Source organism: Salegentibacter sp. Hel_I_6, assembly GCF_000745315.1.
In the GTDB taxonomy this organism is placed as follows: Bacteria; Bacteroidota; Bacteroidia; order Flavobacteriales; family Flavobacteriaceae; genus Salegentibacter.
Genome location: NZ_JQNQ01000001.1, coordinates 1,088,502 through 1,109,256 on the forward strand (window position 1 = coordinate 1,088,502; position 20,755 = coordinate 1,109,256).

Below are 20,755 nucleotides of genomic sequence, written 5' to 3' on the forward strand. Positions count from 1 at the left end.
CGGCTTTGAATACAAATTTATCAAACTATAATCGCAATTTAAAGCTGAATACCACTATTGAAAACAGAACAATTTACAGCGCAGATTATGCCGAATTAAATGTTTTTGAAACCCAGCAGATAGCAGAAAAAGTGAATCTTCAGTTTGGTTTTCCAATTATCGCGAGTATGCTTACAGGCAAGAAAGTGATGCATTTAGAGGGAATGAAATCTTTTGATTTTTATCCCGGAGAATCTGTAGTGTTGCCTTCAGACAAGAAAATGATCATCGATTTTCCTGAAGCGAATATCAAAAATCCTACGCGATGCCTCGCTCTTGGAATTGACCCCGAAAAAATTAAAGAAACGGTTCAAATTTTTAACGAAAATACGCGAATTGATTTCGAGAATGACAATCATAGTTTTGACGCCAGCGCTGTTCACTTAGCCAATAATCAACAGGTACAGTTTGTATTAGATCGCATTTTTAGTACTTTCCTGGAAGATGGTAGAGCCAAAGATGCGTTACTAGACCTAATGGTAAAGGAACTTATTATAAGGTTACTTCAAACTAAAGCAAAAGTAATGCTCCTGGATAATGAAACGCTTTTTGATAATAATAGAATGGCATTTATAGTTAAGTATATGCGGGAACACTTAACCGAAAATATAAATGTAGAAAAGCTTGCAGACAAAGCCTGTATGAGCACTTCTAATTTTTACCGAAGTTTTAAAAATACACTGGGAGACACACCCATAGATTACTTAAACGGTGAACGAATTAAATTTGCCAAGAAACTTATTCAAAGGACAAATAGCAAGTTTGCTGATATCGCATATAAGAGTGGATTCAATAACACAAGCTACTTTAACAGGCAATTTAAACGCTTTGAAAAGATCACTCCAAATCAATATAGAAAACTGGTAAAAGGTAATCTCACTTAATATTTTGCTGCATTTTTACTAAGAGTTTCCAGTGCCGTATTCATTTTTTCTAACTGCGGAATATTTGTGGTTAGTTTAAAGCGTTGCGCTAAAAATGCCGGATCGTTATAAGAGATTTTTACCACTCCGGCTTCGTCGCGCCATACCAAAATTTTTACCGGTAATTCTAAAGCTATTTTTGCACTTTCAAGCATAATTGGAGTTCCTATTTCTGGATTTCCGAATACAATAAGGCGTGTAGGACGCAAGCCTATATCTACGTTTCCTCCATTTTTAAAATGATCTATTTCTGAAAAAATTCTTAGGTTTGGATTATCTTCTAAAGCTGAAAAAAGTCTTTTATAAGTGGTTTCAAAATCGAATTCACTGATCTCAGATTTAATTCCCTGGTGCTTATCTAAACTAAATTTTCCAGATTTTTTCACTTTATTACCCGATACTTTAGAAGCAATTTCATTAAGCGCTCTTTCTATATTTTTAAGATTTTTAGCCTTTTTCAGCTCATATCTTTTTTTAAGATAATTGGTGCTACTATAGGTGATTATAGTTTTATCGTCTTCTTTATGAACCAACATTTTAAGCGGTAAATCCAGCCCTGCCACCTGGTCCATTTGCATTAAAAGTGATCCCTGCTTTGGGTTTCCGAAGATAAAAACAGTTTTTTCTGAAAGTTTTAGCCCGGCTCGCTTAGCATTTTCATGATGTTCTATCTTGGCAAAGATACTAATGCCATCTTGCTGATTAAGCTGTGCTTCCAGTCTTGAAACCGTACTATCAAAATCATACTTACTTTCGCTTATCATAAGATGATCTTCTTGTTTTTCCTGTGCTAGACCAGAAAAAATTCCGAGGAAGAAAACGAAGTAATAAAATTTTAACAGGAGTTTCATAAGCTTAAAATCTAGCTTTAAATTAATCAAATTTAGGGAGATATGGAATCAAAAATTTTAAGTTTTCAAGATTTATGAGTAATTTGAGAAGGTGTAAAATTTGGGCTATATTAATTCTTGTATCTTTACACCCTCGCTTTTTAAAGCGGTCCTAACAACTATCTAATTTTAATGAATTTATGCACGTAGCGATTGCAGGGAATATAGGAGCTGGCAAAACCACGCTTACTAAATTATTAGCAAAACATTACAACTGGGAAGCGCAATATGAAGATGTATTGGAAAACCCCTATCTAGAGGATTTCTATAATAAAATGGAGCGTTGGTCTTTTAATCTCCAGATTTACTTCCTAAATAGCCGGTTTAGGCAAATACTCCAAATTCGTGAAAGCGGAAAAAAAATTATCCAGGACAGGACTATTTATGAAGATGCTCATATTTTTGCCCCTAACCTTCATGCGATGGGTTTAATGACGAATCGTGATTTTAAGAATTACAGTTCACTTTTTGATCTTATGGAAAGTGTGGTGCAGGGACCAGACCTTCTTATTTATTTAAGAAGTAGTATTCCCAATTTAGTCTCCCAAATACATAAGCGAGGCCGTGACTATGAAAATTCAATCTCTATAGATTATTTAAGCAGGTTAAACGAACGTTATGAAGCCTGGGTGCACAATTATAGTAAAGGAAATCTGTTAATAATAGATGTAGATAATATTAACTTTGTAGATAATCCCGAGGATTTGGGAGATATTATAAACCGAATTAACGCTGAGATTCACGGGTTATTTTAAATTTTAGAATTATGGAATCAACTAAACTAAAAAGGCCAAAACATAAGGGTTCTCCTAAGTTATTTGAAAACCCAATTTTAGAAAAGCTTACACATACACATATATCGCTTCCGTTAATTATATTCGGATTAATTGCGGTAGCTTTAATTTATTACGGAATTATAGAGAAAGGTTTTGAAGCACCTGTAATGATAAGCCTTTTTGCCGCCGGACTCTTCTTTTTCACTTTCGTGGAATATATTATGCACCGATATCTTTACCATATCCCGGCTACCAGTGAAAGCAAGAAAAAGATCTCTTATACCATGCACGGAGTGCATCATGATTATCCAAAAGATAAATCCAGATTGGCGATGCCACCAGTGTTAAGTCTAGTGATTGCTACCGTTCTTTTTATAATTTACAGAGCGTTCCTGGGGGATTTCGTATTCGGATTTTTAGCAGGTTTTCTAATTGGCTACGCTGCATATCTCGCTGTTCACTATTCAGTACACGCTTTTAAAGTGCCAAATAACTTCTTAAAAACTTTATGGCTGCACCATAGTATTCATCACTATCGTGAATCAGATAGAGCATTTGGTGTATCTTCTCCCCTATGGGATTATATTTTTCAAACTATGCCTAGAAAAACTCCTGCCAGCAGAAGAACGGCTGTAGGGCAAAGTATTGATGATTAACTAAATAAACCCGTGCTCTTTAGCGTGCTCCACAGCTTCCTGGGAAGTTTCAACCATTAGAACCGGGGTGGTTTCAAAATCATCAATAATACTGCGCACCCGGCTCATCTGTTTCTTATGCTTTACACTTCTAAGATAAATAGCAAGAATCCTATCAGGATATTGGGCCGCAATTTCTGTATAAATCGAGGCATCGTGCTCTCCACTATCTCCAATAAGAATAAAATTCATGTCGGGATAGGTTTTTAAAATATTAGCGATCTCCTTTTGTTTATGTGGCTTTTCAGGCTTTATACTACCATCAAAGGGTGTTCTAAACTGTCGCAACAAAATTGGTCCTTTTGGAAATGCATTATGATCTAGAAATAATTTAAGGTATTCATATAGATTCCAGGGGCTGTTACTTAAATAAAATATGGGATTATTGGGGGTACCGTCCCTACCCGTATGCAGTTTTTGATAAAATTCAGAAGCTCCTTTTAAGGGAATTCTGTTATAAGCGTTGGTAAGCAAAGAGTTTTTTAGCAGCCTAAGTTTCAAAAACGAAGTAACTCCGGTTTGTAAAATAGTATCGTCTATATCACTAATCACCCCATATTCTGCCGTGGGATCGGGAATTAAAAACTCTCCCTTAAAAGGATCTTCCAGTAATTCCGTTTTCTTACCCATGGGTCCTTTATAATAAAGGTCATAATTCAGCCAGCCTTCTTCATCAGCATGTTCTGCCAGGTCTTCCTGAATAAAATCATCAAATAAAAAGAAACCCTCCGCATCAGTTTTAGTGCTCGCCTGCACTTTTCCTGGTAAACTAAGATCTATTTGTGCATCGGGAATTTCAAAAGTGTCAAACTGCTTATAAGTGGTTTTTATGGTTTTAAAAATATTGGCATCTTTAGTAATCTTAAGCGGCTCATTATCTAAAATGCGGCCTTTTATATAAAGGTGAGATTTGGTTCCATAGCTTCTGTAAGGAGTAACTAAAACCTGTTCTATTAATTTATACCTACCGGCGAGTTTTCGTATTCTTTTCTTCATTAATTTCCACTTTGGGTCAAGTTAAAAATTATGCTGAAGCTCCACCCTGCTTTTAAATAAACTTTAGGAAGATTCCAGGTTTTTCATCGCGAATTCCATATCAACTCCTTTCCCTAAAACCGTTTTAAATAAATCGCCTTTTTCCTGAATTCTATCTGGCATATTTTTAATATTGAAATCTAATATTTTGAGTCCGCTTTTCACTTCTCTCCATTCCAAAGGGGCTGAAACAGGCGCACCAGGTTTTGGCCTTGAGCAATAAGCTGAGGCTAAAGTTTGCCCTCTACGATTCTGTAAATAATCGAGGTAAATTTTATCTTTTCGTTTCTTTTTAGCCCTATCCATGCTGGTTAATTTTGGTACTTTCTCAGCAATATAATAACAAAGTAATTTGGTAAAATCCCGGGCCTCTTCATAAGAATATTTTGATTCCATGGGTATATAAATATGAAGTCCGTTGCTACCCGAGGTTTTACAAAAACCTTCAATTTCGGCTAAATCCAGCACCTCTTTTGCAGCCTGTGCAACTTCAATTACCTCATCAAAAGAATTTTTTTCGGAAGGGTCTAAATCTATAACGGTATAATCTGGAAATTCGAGATTTTGAATGCAGGAATTCCAGGGATTAATTTCTATACAACCCAAATTCGCCATATATAATAGTGTGGCTTCATTTTGACAAAGCAAATACTCAATATTTTTTTCTGAAGATTCCGAATAAATTTTGGTGGTTTCTATCCAGACGGGCAAATTTCCTTCGTTGTCTTTTTGATAAAATCCTTGCTTTTTAATTCCGTTTGGGTGTCGATGTAAATTCTGCGGACGATCTTTTAAATAAGGCAGCATCACTTCTGAAACCTGTATATAATAATCAATAAGATCATATTTTTGAAAGCCGGAATCTGGCCAGTAAATTTTATCCAAATTGGTAAACGGCACATTTATACCATCAATTTCCAGGCTTTCACCAGATTTTTTCCCGGAATCAGATTTATTGATCTTCTTTGCTTTTGAAGCCTTATTTTCGGGGTTTTCTTCTGCTGAAATTTCTTCGGGTTCTTTATCTTCTCGCAAAGCCTTAAAAACCGGATGACGTAATTTGCCGGTTTTAGTGATTTCTGCATATTTAATTTCGGCAATTAATTTGGGGGTCATCCAAATAGGTTCCCTGCCCTTTAAATTGATTTTTTCTGAAAAAGGAGATGTTTTTCTTTCAATCCTTTTGAATTTTTTCAGTAATTCTTTTTGCTCCGAACTTGAAAAACCCGTGCCGCAGTTTCCTATATATTTTAAATTCTCACCTTCATAAGCGCCCATAATTAAAGAACCAAAAACCGATCCTTCTGAAGTAGTATACCCACAAATAATTACCTCCCGTGTATTTTCGGCCTTAATTTTTAACCATTTTTCGGTTCTATAACCGGGAGAATAGGTTGCATCGGCTTTTTTGGCGATGACACCTTCCATCCCTAAGTCCATTGCTTTTTCATAAAAAGCGGTACCCATACCTTCAATATGGTCGCAATACTGAACGAATTCAAGATCTTCCAGAACTTCAGGCAATAAACTTTTTCGCTCTAAAAGTGGTAAATCCAGCATAGAATGACCATTTAGAAAAAGCATATCAAAAACGTAAAACCTTAAAGTGCCCGGGGTACTTTCATCGTAATTCTGTAAAGCCTGGAACTGCGGAACTCCCTCTTTATTCAGCACCACGATTTCCCCATCAAGGATCACGTCGTGTTCAATTTGTTCTAAATCTTTAATTAATTTTGAGAATTTTGAATTAAACGAAACCCCATTACGGGAATAGAGATCTACTTTTCCTTCTTCAATATTAGCCAAAGCGCGATATCCATCCCATTTTAATTCGTAAATCCAATCGGGATCATTAAAAATTTTATTGCCAGTAGTAGCCAGCATAGGCTTTATAAATTCTGAAGGCTTTATTTTTCTTACTTTTCCCCCTACTGTATTTTTTGAAAGCTTATCAGTAAAAACCTCGGCATCATAATCTAGATCGGTTGAAAAATCGTCTTTCTTTTTAATCAGTAACCATTGATTCTTTTTATCGCCTCGATTGGTTTTCACCAGGGCAAATTCTCCTTTAATTTTAGCTCCTGCAAATACGATTTTTAGATTGCCATCTTCCCATTGTTTTTCAAGATTTTCTTTGGTTTTCGGGGCAGCTTTAAAAGTTCCCTTATCCCATATTTGCATTTTCCCTGCGCCATAATTTCCTTTAGGAATTGTTCCTTCAAAATCTAAATATTTTACAGGATGATCTTCCGTTTCAATCGCCAGGCGTTTATCTTTGGGATTCATTGAAGGGCCTTTGGGAACCGCCCAGCTTTTTAGAACGCCTTCCATTTCCAAACGCAAATCATAATGCAAACGTGTAGCTTCGTGCCGCTGTATTACAAAACGACCTCGATTTTCAGTAGAAAAATCGGCGCCCGGTTCAGGCGTATTTTTAAAGTTTCGCTTATTTTTATAATCGTCTAAACTCATCGCTTAGGATGCTTTAGACTTTTTCTTTTTATCAAGACTGGCCTTTAATTTCGCCATGAGGTCTTTAGCCTGGGTAGGTTCTTCCTTAAATTTTTGCGGCTTGGGTTTCTTGCCGGTGCTTTTAGATTCAATGATTTTCATCAACTGATCATTATACACATCTTTGAACTTATCAGGATCAAATTCGGTAGTATATTGTTCAATTAAGGAGATTGCCATATCCACCTCCTTTTTGGCCACTTTGGTTTTTGGCAGTTTCAGATCTTTAGTTTCCCTAATTTCATCAGAAAACCGAATCACGTGCAGTACCAGTGCTTTGTCATACACCCCTACCAAACTTAAATGTTCTTTTTGGCGCATTACAAATGTAGCTACCCCAAGTTTCCCGGTTTTCTTTAAGGCGTCGCGCAATAAATTATAGGATTTGCCTCCTTCTTTTTGCGGTTCCAGGAAATAAGGCTTTTTATAGAGGACTTCAGCTACATCATCTTCGGCAACAAATTCTTCAATATCTATAGTTTTACTTTTTTTGAGGTTGGCATTTTCAAAATCTTCTTTTTCCAGAACTACGTAATCTTCATCATCCTGCTTAAAACCTTTTACAATATCTTTCCATTCTACTTCTTTGCCTGTATCTTCATTTACACGCTTGTACCGTATTCTCGCATTATCGTGCCTATCCAGCATATCGAGATCTAGTTTTCTGCTTTCTGAAGCAGAATATAATTTCACCGGGATTGAAACCAGTCCGAAGCTAATAGAGCCATTCCATATAGATCTCATTTTAGTGGTTTCTAAGGGCTTTTATTAATTCATCTTTAGTCATATCACTTCGTCCTTCAATTCCAATTTCCTGGGCTTTCTCGTAAAGTTCTTCTTTGGTACGTTCCTCATATTTATCGGCTTTTCCGCCTTTCTCTCCAGAATTAGAATCGTTAGCAATTCTGGCTGCTTTAGACTTACTCATTCCTTCATCCCTAAGTTCCTCGTACTGTTCATCATTTTTAATTGATGGTCCATGATCTTTAGCCATAATATTCAATTTTTTTTTAGTGATTGTTTTCTACTTAAAATTAAAGGAATTAGCGCGTAAGCTTAGTTGTAGCTTTGTTAAAATTGGCAAGAGCTTTCAGCAAAAAAATTAAGGAATAAACAACAAAGCTTTACCACTCATTTAACTACTAAAAATATGCTTTGCTTATAAATTTATCTATCAATTATTAACCAATAAATATTTAATCATGAAGAAGTTAGAAGATTTATTCGAGCACCAGCTAAAAGACCTTTATAGTGCAGAAAGTCAATTGGTAAAAGCTTTACCTAAAATGGTAAAAGCCGCTAATGATGAAAAACTAAAAAAAGCTTTTGAAGAGCATTTAGAAGAAACCAGGGAGCATAAAAAGCGCCTGGAAGAAATTAGCAAGGAACTTGGTTTTAAACCTACAGGTGAAGAATGCAAAGCCATGAAAGGGCTTATCGAAGAAGCTGAAGCTTTTCTAAAAGAGGATGCGGAAGTCGATGTAAGAGATGCAGGACTTATTGCAGACGCTCAACGTGTAGAGCATTATGAAATTTCAGGGTATGGAACTGTAGTGCGTTATGCAAAAGAATTAGGGCATAAAGCGATTGCAAATAAATTACAAAAAACACTGGATGAGGAGTATAATGCAGATAAAAGTCTGGATAAATTAGCAGAAGGCAGAATTAATAAAAAGGCAAAATAAGCTGATATTAAAAGAAAAAGGCTGTTTGAATTCCCTTTTAAACCGTCATCCTGAACTTATTTCAGGATCTAATAGGTTAGAAGCTGAAACAAGTTCAGCTGGACGAAGACAGGAAAAATCAAACAGCCTTTTTTATTTTATAATATTCTTCAATTTTAAATTGAAGCAGAAGCAGTTTCCATTTGCCTGTCAATCTTTTTTACTAATCCCTGTAAAACCTTACCGGGACCAACTTCAGTAAAACTTTTTGCACCATCTTTAATCATATTTTGAACACTTTGTGTCCATTTCACCGGTGCGGTTAATTGAAAAACCAGGTTTTTCTTAATCTCTTCAGGATCTGTGACAGCAAAAGTGCTTACGTTCTGATAAATAGGGCAAGTTGGAGTATTGAAAGTTGTATTTTCAATAGCCGCGGCAAGTTCTTTTCTGGCCGGTTCCATTAAAGGAGAATGGAAAGCACCACCTACTGGTAACATCATGGCTCTTTTTGCTCCGCGCTCTTTTAAGCTTTCACAAGCGGCTTCCACAGATTTTATATCACCAGAAATCACTAATTGGCCGGGACAGTTATAATTTGCTGCCACCACGGTTCCTTCGGTTTCAGCACAAACGGCTTCAACAATCTCGTCTTCCAGGCCTAAAACGGCTGCCATGGTAGATGGTTCCAGTTCGCAAGCTTCCTGCATTGCCATTGCGCGTTTATAAACCAATTTTAATCCGTCTTCAAAAGAAAGCACATTATTTGCTACCAGGGCAGAAAGTTCCCCAAGGGAATGACCGGCCACCATATCTGGTTTAAAATCGTCGCCCAAAACCTTGCTCAAAATTACAGAATGTAAAAATACAGCCGGTTGTGTAACCCTGGTTTGCTTAAGATCTTCAGCAGATCCTTCAAACATAATATCGGTAATTGAAAAGCCCAATATAGCATTGGCTTTTTGAAAAAGTTCCTGTGCTTTAGCAGATTTTTCGAAAAGGTCTAAACCCATTCCTGAAAACTGCGCTCCCTGGCCGGGAAAAATATATGCGTTCATAAGTTTCAATTTAGATTCAGCTAAAATAGAAATAATAAAAAAGACCTCATAACGAATGCGTTGTTACGAGGTCTTTTCACTAATAAATATAAGGTTTAAAGGTTTAGTTTCCCTTTTTCACCAATATCTGTATTTTTATCGCCGGTTACTGCTGCCGATCCTATTTTTAGGAAAGTCACAAATTTATTCTGCTTATTATCCCAAAAATAAGCTTCTTTAGGAACCACTTTAATCGCGGTTAAATTAGGATCATCTACCCCATTAAACCAGGCATCGTCCATTTTTCCGTAGAATTCTTTTAGAACAGCTTCATTGGTTTCAATACTGGCTTTACCATAGATGCTAATAAACTCCATATCTGAGGTGTCACTATACAAAAGTTGCACATCATCATCTTTAGCAATATCGCCATTGTGATCACTATCTAACCTGCTAAAGAACCAGATATTTCCTTCTTTATCTACTTCTTTGGTAGTCATAGGTACAGCGCTTAATGGTTTATTACCAAAGTCTGTAACGAACATACAGGTTTTAATGTCATTTACCATAGACTTCATTTTAGACAAAGCCTCTTTATTATTCAAATTTTCAGTACTCATTTTTTTTTAGTTTAAGTTGGAAAGTTGAATTTAACGAGTAAATCTGCCTATCTGCGCTAATAAACTCCTAAAAGAATAAAGCGGCCTGTTAAGAATTGTGAAATTAGCTGAATTGCTTAATAATACTGGCAACTTGAGGTCTATAACCTGCACCAAATAGATTGAGATGAACCAATAAGTAATAAAGTTGCCATAGCGGAATTCGCTCCTCTAACCCGGACACTAAAGGAAATTCCTCTTGATAAACTTCGAAAAGTTCTTTGTCAAAACCGCCAAACAATTTCATCATTGCAAGATCCATCTCGCGGGGAGCAAAAGCTGTAGCAGGATCTATTAGGCATGGGTCACCATTTGCATTTACCAAATAATTACCGCCCCAAAGATCACCGTGAATTAGCGCCGGTTTCTCATCTGATATTATCGCTGAAATATTACTGAAAAAAGATTTTCCAATGTCAAGATCATATCCCTTTTCAGTGGCGAGTTTTATTTGTGGTTCCAGGCGTTCTGAAATATAAAAATCTGCTGCTGAAGATTTAGCATTATTTCGCTGCGGAAGACTACCAATATAATTATCCTGATGAAATCCGAATTCTTCTGAAGTATTTTTATGCAAAGCAGCCATTTGTTTTCCAAAGTCTGCCCAGAAATTGGAAGATTTAGCGGCACTTTCTTTAAATTCTAAAAGTAAATATGAAGTTTTATCAATTTCACCAACTCTCAAAACATTTGGAACATCAATTACTTTTGGTTCTTGAAGCGCTTGCAAACCGGCCTTTTCTGCTTCGAACATTCCCGGAAATTTTTCAGCAGAATTTAATTTTATCACATATTTACCAGAATCGGAAGTAATAAGAAAGACCTCATTAATATCCCCGCCGGTAAGTCGGCTAAATTTTGGGATTGTGAGTTTATTCTCTTCAGCTATTTGGTCAAGCGTTTTATTTTCTAACATAAGTAAGGTACGTAAAAGCGTATTCGTGTTTTTCGTCCTTAGGGTGAAATTCTTCAGTTTCTAACTTCCATTTAGCCTCGTCAATTTCCGGAAAAAAAGTATCAGCTTCAAAAGTACCGTGTACCCTGGTGAGTTCTATTTTATCGGCTATATCCATCCCTATTTTATAAATTTCCCCTCCGCCAATTATAAAAGGCTGCTCATCGGTTTTAGTAAATTCCAGTGCTTTTTCTAAAGATCCCACCACGGTAGCATCTTTATTTAAGTAATTATCTTTCCTGGTAATTACGATGTGGGTTCGATTGGGAAGTGGCTTATTAAAAGTTTCAAAGGTTTTTCTCCCCATAATAATATTGTGCCCGGTAGTTAATCTTTTAAATCTTTTAAAATCATCTGGCAGGTGCCAAACCAATCCCTGGTCTTTTCCCAGTGCATTATTTTCCGCAGCGGCGGCAATCATTGTAATCATATATCTAAGTATTGTAAGGTTGGTCCGGTTTTTCTGGATCGTTAGTTTTGGGTTTAAATCGCTCGTTTTCTGCTTTTAACTCAGACTTGCTTTCGGGTTCCGGCGTAGTTTTTTTCTGAGGTGCATTTGTAGGAAAATCTTTCTCCACCTGCTTCTGCATTTTAGCGATCTTTTCTTTTTGTTTCTGCACCAGTTTCGAGATTTGTTTGTCCTGCCATTCCTTACCCAGGAATTTATTGGTAACAAAAACATTAAAAACGTGTACCAGGAATATAAAAGCCCAAATTAAAATAGCCCATACAAACCAATTATAACCCAGCGGCATAAAATTCTCCTGGTAGCCAATTACCACATTCAATACGATGAGGAAAACGGCACCGATAAGGAAAATAATAAAATGCTGAAATAACCTTTTCTTTTGCAAGGTGCGTTTACGAGCGTGTTCGTATAGTTCACGCTGTTCGGCATCTAGTTTTGATGTGCTTTTCTTTTTAGAAAACATAATTTAGAAGTACTTTAGTGTCTATTCCAAATTTACAGTTTTCGTTAACAATTTGCATAGGATTATGGAGAATTTAAGAAAAGGCTTTCCGGTTTTAGAACAATTTACTTATCTAAATACAGCTGCCTCGGGCTTATTACCAGAGGCAGTTTGGGAGTTTAGACAAAACCACGACTTAGATTTTCTATTAGGTGCAAGTGTATTTAAAGATAAACAAGCTAAAATTTTAAGCGAAACCCGGGAACTAACCGGGGAAGTTTTTGGCTGTCCCCCTTCCCAGGTAGCTCTGGTTCCTAATTTTTCCTACGGATTTAATACCTTATTGGAAGGATTTGAAAAACCCCATAAAGCATTATTGTTGAAAAATGATTATCCCTCGCTAAACTGGTCCGTAGGATCAAGGGATTTTGAAATTAATTATGCCGAAATTAATGCAAATTTAGAAAGAAATATAGCTGAAGCTTTTGTAAAACAACAACCCGATTTTTTTGCTTTTAGTATGGTGCAATATCTCAACGGTATAAAAATAGACCTGGATTTTATAAGAGATTTAAAAGAAAAATATCCAGAGACTTTGCTTATAGCTGATGGCACCCAATTTTGCGGAACAGAACAATTAAACTTTGAACAAAGCGGTTTGGATGTTCTTATTTGTAGTACTTATAAATGGTTAAATGCCGGTTATGGCAATGCCTTTATGCTCTTTAAAAAAAAATTAGAAAACAAAATCTCGCCTAAAACGTTAGGGTTTGGCTCTTTCCAGGGAAAATATAAAGCCCATGAAGGAAATTTTATAGGGAAATTTGAACCCGGCCACCAGGATACTTTAAATTACGGAAGTTTAGCCGAAGCTTTAAAATTGACTAAAAAAATAGGAATAAATGAAATTTCTTCACGCATTAATTCTTTGAGCAAAAAAGCCAAAACTGAGTTTATAAAATTAAACTTGCTGGAAGAAAGCGTAGTAAAGCGAAAAGCACATTCCTCAATTTTTAATCTAAAAGGAGACGACAAATTATTTGAATATTTAAAAAGCAAACAAATTATAGTCTCCAAACGTGGGGACGGTATAAGAGTAAGTTTTCACTATTTTAATACTGAAAAAGAACTGGATTTTTTATTAAAGGAATTAAAGAAATTCGGTGTTTAACTTTTCTTCCTGAAAATGTAATTTTTATAGCAATTCTCATTATCCTGAAAGCTCGTTTGAATTTCCAAACCGGCTTCTTCCGCCAGCCAGGCAACAACCGTATCGTCATATTTTTGTGAAATTTCGGTATGTATGCTTTCCCACGCGTCAAAATTCACTTCCAAATCCAATCTATTAATGGCTATCTTTTGCTGAACTTTACTTACCAGAAAACTTTTTGCAGTACCAGATTCAGGATCATAAGTTTCCCAATGCAGAAAATTATCAAGATTAAAGTTAGCATCCATTTCACGGTTAATCCTGGTTAGAAGATTTTTATTAAATGCTTCAGTAATTCCAGTTGGATCATTATAAGCATCCAGAATTTTTTGAGGATCTTTTTTCTGGTCAAAGCCCATAAAAAGCATATCCTCCTGCGTCATAGCCTCTTTTATATTCCGAAGAAACTCAATCGCATTTTCGTGCAAAAGGTTTCCAATGTTGGAGCCAAGAAATAAAATCACTTTTTTTCTTGCACTATAATCGGCAAGGTTTTCAAGTGTTTTAAAATAAGTTCCCTGTTGGATCTTTACCTTAACTTCAGGGATTTCGCTTTTTAAAGAGCTCTCCAGTTCTTCTAAAACATGCTGACTAATATCTATAGGTAAATAATTAAAATCGTATTCTTTATCTACCAAATGTTGCAAAAGAATCTTTGTTTTCTTGCCATCGCCGGCACCTAATTCAATAAGATCAAATCCGCCTTCTTTATTAATTATATCCGCTATTGCGTCTTTATGATTTTTTAGGATATTTAATTCGCAGTTGGTAAGATAATACTCTGGCATCGCCATAATTTGCTGAAACAGCTTATCTCCTTTTTGATCATATATATATTTTGAAAGCAAATATTTTGGAAAACTGGTAAGGCCTTTATAAACATCTTCTTCAAAAGCCGATTGAAATGTGGTTTGTGTGGTTTTCATTTAGGTATGTAAGTTATTTGGTCAGTCTCAATCCTGTGAACTGCCAGCGTAAATGTGGGTGAAAAAAATTGCGATAAGTTGGTCTTGTATGTTTCGAAGAAGTAGCTACTGAAGCTCCTCTTAATACTTTTTGACTTACCATAAATTTGCCGTTATATTCGCCAAGCGCGCCATCTGGCTTTATGTAATTTGGGTATGGGGAATACGCACTTTCTGTCCATTCCCAGCGGTCTCCCCATTTAAAATATTGTTGTGCGGTTTCCCATTCAAATTCGGTAGGCAGTCTCAAACCTTTCCATTGCGCAAAAGCAAAAGCTTCAAAATATGAAATGTGACTTAGTGGGGCTTCAGGAATTAATTTCTTAAGTCCGTTTAGGGTATATTGCTGCCATTCCCCATTCACTTGGTGCCAATAAAAAGGCGCTTCAATTTTGTTGTTGTTTACCCAGTCCCAGCCTTCAGCGTGCCATAGAAGTACATCTTTATAAGCTCCAGCTTCTATAAATTCTATAAACTCAGCATTAGTGACCAGTTTATTTGAAATTTTATAATCATTAAGGTAAACCTTATGAACACCCTGCTCGTTATCGTAACAAAAATCGTCAGATTTATGGCCTACTTCATAAACACCTTCAGAAATTGAGATCCATTCCTGCTTAAAATCCTGGATGGGATTTTCTCTAAATTGATCGTTATATTCTGGAAATAACGGATTGTTTCCGAGGATATATTTAATATCGGTAAGCAGAAGTTCCTGGTGTTGTTTTTCATGATGACAACCAATTTTAACAACACTGCAAAGCTCTTCTGAAATTTTTTCATCTTTCAGAAATTGCTGCATGGCTTTAGAAACGTGATTTCGGTATTCGTAAACCCAGGCAACTGTTGGTCGTGATAAATTACCACGATTGGTACGTATTACTTTTTCACCTACGCTTTCGTAATAACTATTAAAAACGTAAGCTGAATTTTCATCGAAAAGCTTATAATCTTTCGAGTTTGGTTTTAGAACAAATTCTTCAAAAAACCAGGTAGTATGCCCCAGGTGCCATTTGGGTGGAGAAACATCTTCTGTGGGCTGCACCACGTAATCTTCGATTTCCAAAAATGAACAAATAAGTTCAGAATGGGCCCTGGTTTCATTAAAAAATTCGAGTAATTGTTCCTGTGACTGCATAAAAAAAGTGGTACTTTTATGGGTACCACTCAAATTTACAATTTTTTCGTTCCGTCTGAAACCTTTGGTAGTTAACGGCAAGTTAAAGTATAACGCATCTCTTAAAGATTTAAAGGTAGAGTGTAGCTAATCTTAGTCGCTTTCCCTCCACGGGTGCCTGGTTTCATTTCTGGAATCTTTTTTAGCATCTCTTCAACTGCGGCAATTACCGGTTTTTTATCCCCTTTTACTGAAGTTACTATTGTTTTGCCTTCCTCGTCTACATGCATTTTAACCACTACCTTTCCTCTTACAAACTCGCCTTTTTCATCACGCGGATATTTATAATTATTCTTTACGTGATCTAAAAGCTGTTGATCAAAACAGGCTTTTTGGTCTGCATTAGATTCGCATCCCGGCCATACCGGTGCTTTTTCTTTTGTGGTAACCGTGTTACCTTTTACATCTACATCCTCTTGCGCAAAGGCAAAAGTACCGCTTAGAAGGAAAAAGTAAAACATTAGTTTTTTCATAGCTTAAAGGTTTCCGGTTATTACACGGTGTTTCTAGAAATTAAAAGGAACGGTGAAATTACGATCATCTGGTTCTCCCTGTAAAGTTCCAGGCTCCATATCTGGAATTTTTTCAATCATTTCTTTAGCTGCCTCATTTACTTTTGGCTCAGCACCTTCAACTGAATTCACTACAGCTTTTCCTTCTTCTGTTATCGTAAAAGAGATTTTTACTTTACCCCTAACATAATCGCCATCTTCGTTTTGTGGGTATTCATAATTCTCTCTTACATGTTCTGATAGTTTTTGATTAAAACAGGCTTTTGTATCTTCAGCATCTTCACACCCTGGCCAAACCGGTGAGGTTTGTTGCGCTTCAGCTGTAGTTAGACCTCCAATAACAAAACATGCGATAAGCATTAACTTTTTCATAAATTTTAAAATTTTTAATTATTGATTTTATTTTACACCGCAACCTTCGCTTTAATTCCCGGATGCGGATTATAATCTTCTAATTTAAAATCTTTATAGTCAAATCCAAAAATATCTTTTATTTCCTTATTGATTTTCATTTTTGGTAAAGCCCTGGGTTCTCTGGAAAGTTGCAGTTTCACCTGCTCCATATGATTACTGTAAATATGAACATCGCCAAAGGTGTGAATAAAATCTCCCGCTTCGTAGCCGCAAACCTGCGCCATCATCATCGTGAATAATGCATAAGAGGCGATATTAAAAGGTACCCCAAGGAAAACATCGGCGCTTCTTTGAAAAAGCTGCAGTGACAGTTTTCCATCGGAAACATAAAATTGAAAAAATGCATGACAAGGCGGAAGTGCCGCTTTTCCATTCGCTACATTTTCTGAAAAGGATTTTGAAGAATCTGGCATCACTGAAGGATTCCAGGCTGAAACAAGCATTCTTCGACTGTTAGGATTTTTCTTTAAAGTTTCTACGATCTCAGCAATCTGGTCTATTTCTTCGCCATTCCAGTTACGCCATTGTTTGCCATAAACGGGACCAAGATCGCCCTTCTCATCGGCCCATTCATTCCAAATTCTAACTCCGTTTTCCTGCAAATATTCAACATTGGTATCACCCTTTAAAAACCACAGTAATTCATAAATAATAGATTTTAAATGTAGTTTTTTAGTTGTAACCATGGGAAAACCCTCGCTAAGATCAAATCGTAATTGGTGGCCAAATACGCTTCTGGTTCCAGTGCCTGTACGGTCTCCTTTATCGGTTCCGTTATCTAAAATATGTTGTAAAAGCTCGTGATATTGTTTCATAAGTTTAGGGTACAGAAGATTAATTTTGCTAAAATAGCAAAAGCAAAAGCTTCTCAAATAAAATTCGGAAAGGTATTTTTTAAATTAACCAATGATCATCCCGGCGATCGTTGCTGAAAGTAACGATGCAATAGTTCCGCCAATTAGTGCTTTCATACCAAATTCAGATAAAGTTTTTCTTTGCCCCGGTGCCAGCGAGCCAATTCCACCAATTTGAATTCCTATGGATGCAAAATTTGCAAATCCACAAAGCATATAAGTAGCCATAATTACCGATTTTTCATAATTAAGACTCAGTGCGTTTGCAGTGTTTTTAAGATCAGCCAATTGAACATATCCTACAAATTCACTTGCAGCGAGTTTAATTCCCAGCAGTTGGCCCATAAGCATCATATCTTCCTTCGCGACACCGATAAGCCACATTAAGGGTGCGAAAATAATCCCAAGAATAGATTCCAGGGAAAACCCGGAATATGGAGTATTTTCAGCTAAAATAGCATTTAGACCTGTCCAGGAACCTGTCCAGTTTAGCACATAATTTATCATTGCGATAAAGGCAATAAAAACCAAAAGCATCGCTGCCACATTGGCTGCGAGTTTTAAACCTTCGGTAGTACCATTGGCTATAGCGTCAAGAATATTCGATCCAATTTTATCAGAAGAAACATCTACATTGGTATTGACTTTATTTTGCTGCGGATATAATATTTTTGAAACTACAATCGCTCCAGGTGCCGCCATTACTGATGCTGCCAGCAGGTGTTTTGCGAATTGAAGCCTAAGTTCTGGATCATCGCCACCCAAAAAGCCAATGTAAGCGGCTAAAACTCCTCCGGCAACCGTGGCCATCCCGCCAATCATTACCAGAAGTATTTCAGAACGCGTCATACGTTCCAGGTAGGCTTTTATCATAAGCGGGGCTTCGGTTTGACCAAGAAAAATATTACCGGCAACGCTCAAGCTTTCCGCACCAGAGATACCTAGTAGCTTAGTAAGAATATAGGCCAGTCCCTTTACTACAATTTGTATCACACCCAGGTAAAATAATACCGAAGTTAAAGCTGAAAAGAAAATAATGGTAGGTAAAACCTGAAAAAGGAAGATAAAGCCAAAACTTTCTACATCCATCATACCACCAAGCAGAAATTCACTACCTGCGGCAGTAAAATCAAGAATAAGCACGAAAATATTACCCACAAATTCGAATATATTCTGAATAAACGTAACCTTTAAAACTCCGATAGCGAGCAATAGTTGCGCACTAAGACCAATTAAAACGGTCTTCCAGTTAATCGCTTTTCGATTACTACTAAATAAAAACGCGATTATAAGCAAGGTGAACATCCCTAGTACACCACGGCCAATACTGCTTACAGAAAGTCCTGCACTGGGTATCATTTCCTTTACCATGGGAGCCGGGATAACCTCCTGTGGATCATTGAAACCGGAATCTTTAAAATAAAATTCCTTATTCGCCTGGTTAATAACGAGACTGGAATCGGTTAATGTGGAAACCCTGTAATTTACAATACTATCTTCGGGGCTGTTATAAAAAAGTACAAGCAGTTTGTTTTGAAAGATATAATCTCCTGTCGCAAGCGTGTCTTCAGCTTTAGTTATGCTGAATAAACCTTCGTCTAGATTTAAAGTGTTCCCGTTAATGAAAGTCTCCTGGCCAGAATCTTGTTGCTCTGTATCTAAGCTCCAGGTTTTTGAAATGTTTTGAGAAAAAGTGCTGGTAACACTTAACAGAACTAAAATCAGGCAAAACCAGGTTTTATTCATAAATGCGAGCATTATTTGCGTTTGGATATTTCGTCCCTTATGCGTGCCGCCTTTTCGTAATCTTCATTGTTTACGGCCTGGGAGAGGAGCGTTTTAAGCTCGTCTAGAGAAAGTTTTTTGTAATTTGTATCGTCAGATTTTATATCAATATCATCGGGAAGTAATTCCTCTGAAATTATTTCTTCTTCTTGTTTTTCTGAAGGCACCTGTTCGCCTTCATCGCCTTTTAAGAAGATACCGGCCTTGTCAAGAATATTTTTATAGGTAAAGATGGGGGCGTCAAATCTTAAGGCCAAAGCAATGGCATCGCTTGTACGCGCATCTATAATTTCTTCAATCTTATCGCGTTCGCAAATAAGACTGGAATAAAAAACGCCATCTACCAGTTTATGGATAATTACCTGTTTAACGGTAATTTCAAACCGATCTGCAAAATTTTTAAAAAGGTCGTGGGTTAACGGGCGTGGAGGTTTAATCTCTTTTTCCAGGGCAATCGCGATAGATTGCGCTTCAAAAGCTCCAATAACTATGGGAAGTTTACGTTCACCATCTACCTCGCTCAGGATTAAAGCGTAAGCTCCGTTTTGGGTTTGACTATAAGAAATTCCTTTTATATTAAGGCGCACTAAACTCATATATCATCAATTAAAAAGGGCTGTCTAAAGCAGGACTTTTCACTACATTTAGACAGCCCTTTTAAGGGGTGCAAGTTATAAAAATTATGCGTTTTTCGCTTTAAATTCCTTTAGTTTTTCGTTTAGCTTAGGTACGATCTCAAAAGCATCACCCACCACACCATAATCTGCAGCTTTAAAGAAAGGCGCTTCAGGATCGTTGTTGATCACTACTTTGGTTTTAGCAGCGTTAATTCCAGCTAAATGCTGAATTGCTCCTGAAATACCCACAGCTATGTAAAGATTTGAAGCAACAGGTTTTCCTGTTTGCCCCACGTGTTCACTATGTGGTCTCCAGCCCATATCACTTACAGGCTTGGAGCAAGCGGTTGCTGCACCCAAAATATCGGCCATTTCTTCAATCATCCCCCAATTCTCAGGGCCTTTAAGTCCGCGGCCACCAGAAACTACTACTTCAGCATCTGCGATGGTTACTTTATCTTTGGCTTTATCAACCGATTCTACATTCACTGTAAAGTCTCCTTCTTTTAGTTCCGGAGAAAAATCTTCAACCGTAGCATCACCTTGATTCTCCTTTAAACCGAAAGCATTTTGAGACAATCCTACTATTTTCACATCGGTAGTGATTTTGGTAAAATTGAATGCTTTATTGGTAAAAGCACTTCTTTTAACCGTAAAAGGATCGGTGCTTTCTGGAGCAGCCATTACGTTTGAAGCGTAACCAGCATTTAAATGTACTGCTAAAAGAGGCGCTAAATATCTGCTGTTCGCACTCTGGCTTACTACAACTATTTTACTTCCTTCTTTTTTTACAGCTTGTGTCAATGCATCTGCATAAGCTTCAGCATTAAATTTGCTCAATTTATCATTCTGGATGTTAAGCACTTTGCTAACACCATAATTTCCAAGTTCAGAAGTATCAGTTGCGTTAAAACTAACTGCAACAACTTCATCGCCACCGGCTACTTCTTTTGCATAAGAAGCAACTTCAAAAGCAGCTTTTTTAAACTTGCCATCTTCGGTCTCTGTATATACTAAAACTGACATATCTATTTATTTTTGTCATTTCCGCGAAGGCGGAAATACTATTTTATATTTTTTCCACATTCTAAAGCGGAAATCTTATTTAATCTTTTCAAATCTCAAA

Annotated in this window: 23 protein-coding genes; 5 read left to right on the plus strand and 18 right to left on the minus strand. The window is 36.7% G+C overall.

Annotated features, from left to right (window positions below):
* Positions 1–5 precede the first annotated feature (5 nt).
* On the plus strand, positions 6–923 hold the full coding sequence (locus tag FG27_RS04875; protein WP_037316281.1) for an AraC family transcriptional regulator: 918 nt from the start codon (positions 6–8) through the stop codon (positions 921–923).
* Here FG27_RS04875 and FG27_RS04880 read toward each other — a convergent pair.
* Positions 920–1,813, minus strand: coding sequence for a DUF302 domain-containing protein (locus tag FG27_RS04880; RefSeq protein WP_051935764.1), 894 nt, complete (start codon positions 1,811–1,813; stop codon positions 920–922). The genes FG27_RS04875 and FG27_RS04880 overlap by 4 nt on opposite strands.
* 179 nt (positions 1,814–1,992) lie before the next feature.
* Between FG27_RS04880 and FG27_RS04885 the strand changes: the two genes are divergently transcribed.
* The gene (locus tag FG27_RS04885) at positions 1,993–2,607 is read left to right on the plus strand and encodes a deoxynucleoside kinase (RefSeq protein WP_037316284.1); all 615 of its coding nucleotides are present in this window, start codon (positions 1,993–1,995) and stop codon (positions 2,605–2,607) included.
* A gap of 11 nt (positions 2,608–2,618) precedes the next feature.
* Complete coding sequence (locus FG27_RS04890; RefSeq protein WP_037316289.1) at positions 2,619–3,284, plus strand: sterol desaturase family protein; 666 nt, start codon at positions 2,619–2,621, stop codon at positions 3,282–3,284.
* Here the strand turns inward: FG27_RS04890 and FG27_RS04895 are convergent, their stop codons facing one another.
* From FG27_RS04895 to FG27_RS04910, 4 genes are all read right to left on the minus strand, one after another.
* Complete coding sequence (locus FG27_RS04895; RefSeq protein WP_037316291.1) at positions 3,285–4,319, minus strand: App1 family protein; 1,035 nt, start codon at positions 4,317–4,319, stop codon at positions 3,285–3,287.
* A gap of 63 nt (positions 4,320–4,382) precedes the next feature.
* Positions 4,383–6,830, minus strand: coding sequence for a DNA ligase D (gene ligD, locus FG27_RS04900; RefSeq protein ID WP_037316296.1), 2,448 nt, complete (start codon positions 6,828–6,830; stop codon positions 4,383–4,385).
* 3 nt (positions 6,831–6,833) lie between these two features.
* Entirely contained in the window at positions 6,834–7,613 is a 780-nt protein-coding gene (locus FG27_RS04905; RefSeq protein ID WP_037316299.1) for a Ku protein, read from the minus strand.
* A gap of 1 nt (position 7,614) precedes the next feature.
* Positions 7,615–7,863, minus strand: a complete 249-nt coding sequence (locus FG27_RS04910; protein WP_037316301.1) for a Rho termination factor N-terminal domain-containing protein — start codon at positions 7,861–7,863, stop codon at positions 7,615–7,617.
* A gap of 208 nt (positions 7,864–8,071) precedes the next feature.
* Between FG27_RS04910 and FG27_RS04915 the strand changes: the two genes are divergently transcribed.
* Positions 8,072–8,554 carry a ferritin-like domain-containing protein gene (locus tag FG27_RS04915; protein ID WP_037316303.1) on the plus strand — a complete coding sequence of 161 codons (483 nt, stop codon included), beginning with the start codon at positions 8,072–8,074 and terminating at the stop codon, positions 8,552–8,554.
* 155 nt (positions 8,555–8,709) lie between these two features.
* Here FG27_RS04915 and fabD read toward each other — a convergent pair whose 3' ends face one another.
* From fabD to FG27_RS04940, 5 genes are all read right to left on the minus strand, one after another.
* Positions 8,710–9,591 carry an ACP S-malonyltransferase gene (fabD, locus tag FG27_RS04920; RefSeq protein ID WP_037316305.1) on the minus strand — a complete coding sequence of 294 codons (882 nt, stop codon included), beginning with the start codon at positions 9,589–9,591 and terminating at the stop codon, positions 8,710–8,712.
* A 95-nt stretch (positions 9,592–9,686) separates the two neighbouring features.
* Positions 9,687–10,190: a pyridoxamine 5'-phosphate oxidase family protein gene (locus FG27_RS04925; protein WP_037316308.1), complete on the minus strand. Its 504-nt coding sequence runs from the start codon at positions 10,188–10,190 to the stop codon at positions 9,687–9,689.
* Positions 10,191–10,293: 103 nt separating this feature from the next.
* Entirely contained in the window at positions 10,294–11,145 is an 852-nt protein-coding gene (locus FG27_RS04930; protein WP_037316313.1) for a fructosamine kinase family protein, read from the minus strand.
* Complete coding sequence (locus FG27_RS04935; RefSeq protein WP_037316315.1) at positions 11,132–11,614, minus strand: dihydrofolate reductase; 483 nt, start codon at positions 11,612–11,614, stop codon at positions 11,132–11,134. Before FG27_RS04935 ends, FG27_RS04930 begins: the two co-directional genes overlap by 14 nt.
* A 4-nt stretch (positions 11,615–11,618) precedes the next feature.
* Positions 11,619–12,116, minus strand: coding sequence for a 2TM domain-containing protein (locus FG27_RS04940; protein WP_037316318.1), 498 nt, complete (start codon positions 12,114–12,116; stop codon positions 11,619–11,621).
* 64 nt (positions 12,117–12,180) lie between these two features.
* Here FG27_RS04940 and FG27_RS04945 point away from each other — a divergent pair, with 64 nt between their 5' ends.
* Positions 12,181–13,266, plus strand: a complete 1,086-nt coding sequence (locus FG27_RS04945) for an aminotransferase class V-fold PLP-dependent enzyme (protein WP_037316321.1) — start codon at positions 12,181–12,183, stop codon at positions 13,264–13,266.
* On the opposite strand, the gene egtD is transcribed toward FG27_RS04945, so the two are convergent.
* The 8 genes from egtD to FG27_RS04985 all read right to left on the minus strand — a co-directional run bounded on the left by egtD (position 13,263) and on the right by FG27_RS04985 (position 20,655).
* Entirely contained in the window at positions 13,263–14,231 is a 969-nt protein-coding gene (gene egtD / locus FG27_RS04950; RefSeq protein ID WP_037316324.1) for an L-histidine N(alpha)-methyltransferase, read from the minus strand. The two genes, FG27_RS04945 and egtD, sit on opposite strands and share 4 nt — an antisense overlap.
* Positions 14,232–14,244: 13 nt before the next feature.
* The gene (gene egtB, locus FG27_RS04955) at positions 14,245–15,408 is read right to left on the minus strand and encodes an ergothioneine biosynthesis protein EgtB (RefSeq protein WP_037321956.1); all 1,164 of its coding nucleotides are present in this window, start codon (positions 15,406–15,408) and stop codon (positions 14,245–14,247) included.
* 101 nt (positions 15,409–15,509) lie between these two features.
* The gene (locus FG27_RS04960; protein WP_037316328.1) at positions 15,510–15,920 is read right to left on the minus strand and encodes an energy transducer TonB; all 411 of its coding nucleotides are present in this window, start codon (positions 15,918–15,920) and stop codon (positions 15,510–15,512) included.
* 33 nt (positions 15,921–15,953) lie between these two features.
* Entirely contained in the window at positions 15,954–16,331 is a 378-nt protein-coding gene (locus FG27_RS04965) for an energy transducer TonB (protein WP_037316331.1), read from the minus strand.
* Positions 16,332–16,363: 32 nt separating this feature from the next.
* On the minus strand, positions 16,364–17,188 hold the full coding sequence (locus FG27_RS04970; RefSeq protein WP_037316335.1) for a thymidylate synthase: 825 nt from the start codon (positions 17,186–17,188) through the stop codon (positions 16,364–16,366).
* An 84-nt stretch (positions 17,189–17,272) separates the two neighbouring features.
* The gene (locus FG27_RS04975) at positions 17,273–18,973 is read right to left on the minus strand and encodes a NupC/NupG family nucleoside CNT transporter (RefSeq protein WP_037321958.1); all 1,701 of its coding nucleotides are present in this window, start codon (positions 18,971–18,973) and stop codon (positions 17,273–17,275) included.
* An 11-nt stretch (positions 18,974–18,984) separates the two neighbouring features.
* Positions 18,985–19,608: a bifunctional nuclease family protein gene (locus FG27_RS04980; RefSeq protein ID WP_037316337.1), complete on the minus strand. Its 624-nt coding sequence runs from the start codon at positions 19,606–19,608 to the stop codon at positions 18,985–18,987.
* An 84-nt stretch (positions 19,609–19,692) separates the two neighbouring features.
* The gene (locus FG27_RS04985) at positions 19,693–20,655 is read right to left on the minus strand and encodes an electron transfer flavoprotein subunit alpha/FixB family protein (RefSeq protein WP_037316339.1); all 963 of its coding nucleotides are present in this window, start codon (positions 20,653–20,655) and stop codon (positions 19,693–19,695) included.
* Positions 20,656–20,755: the final 100 nt, after the last annotated feature.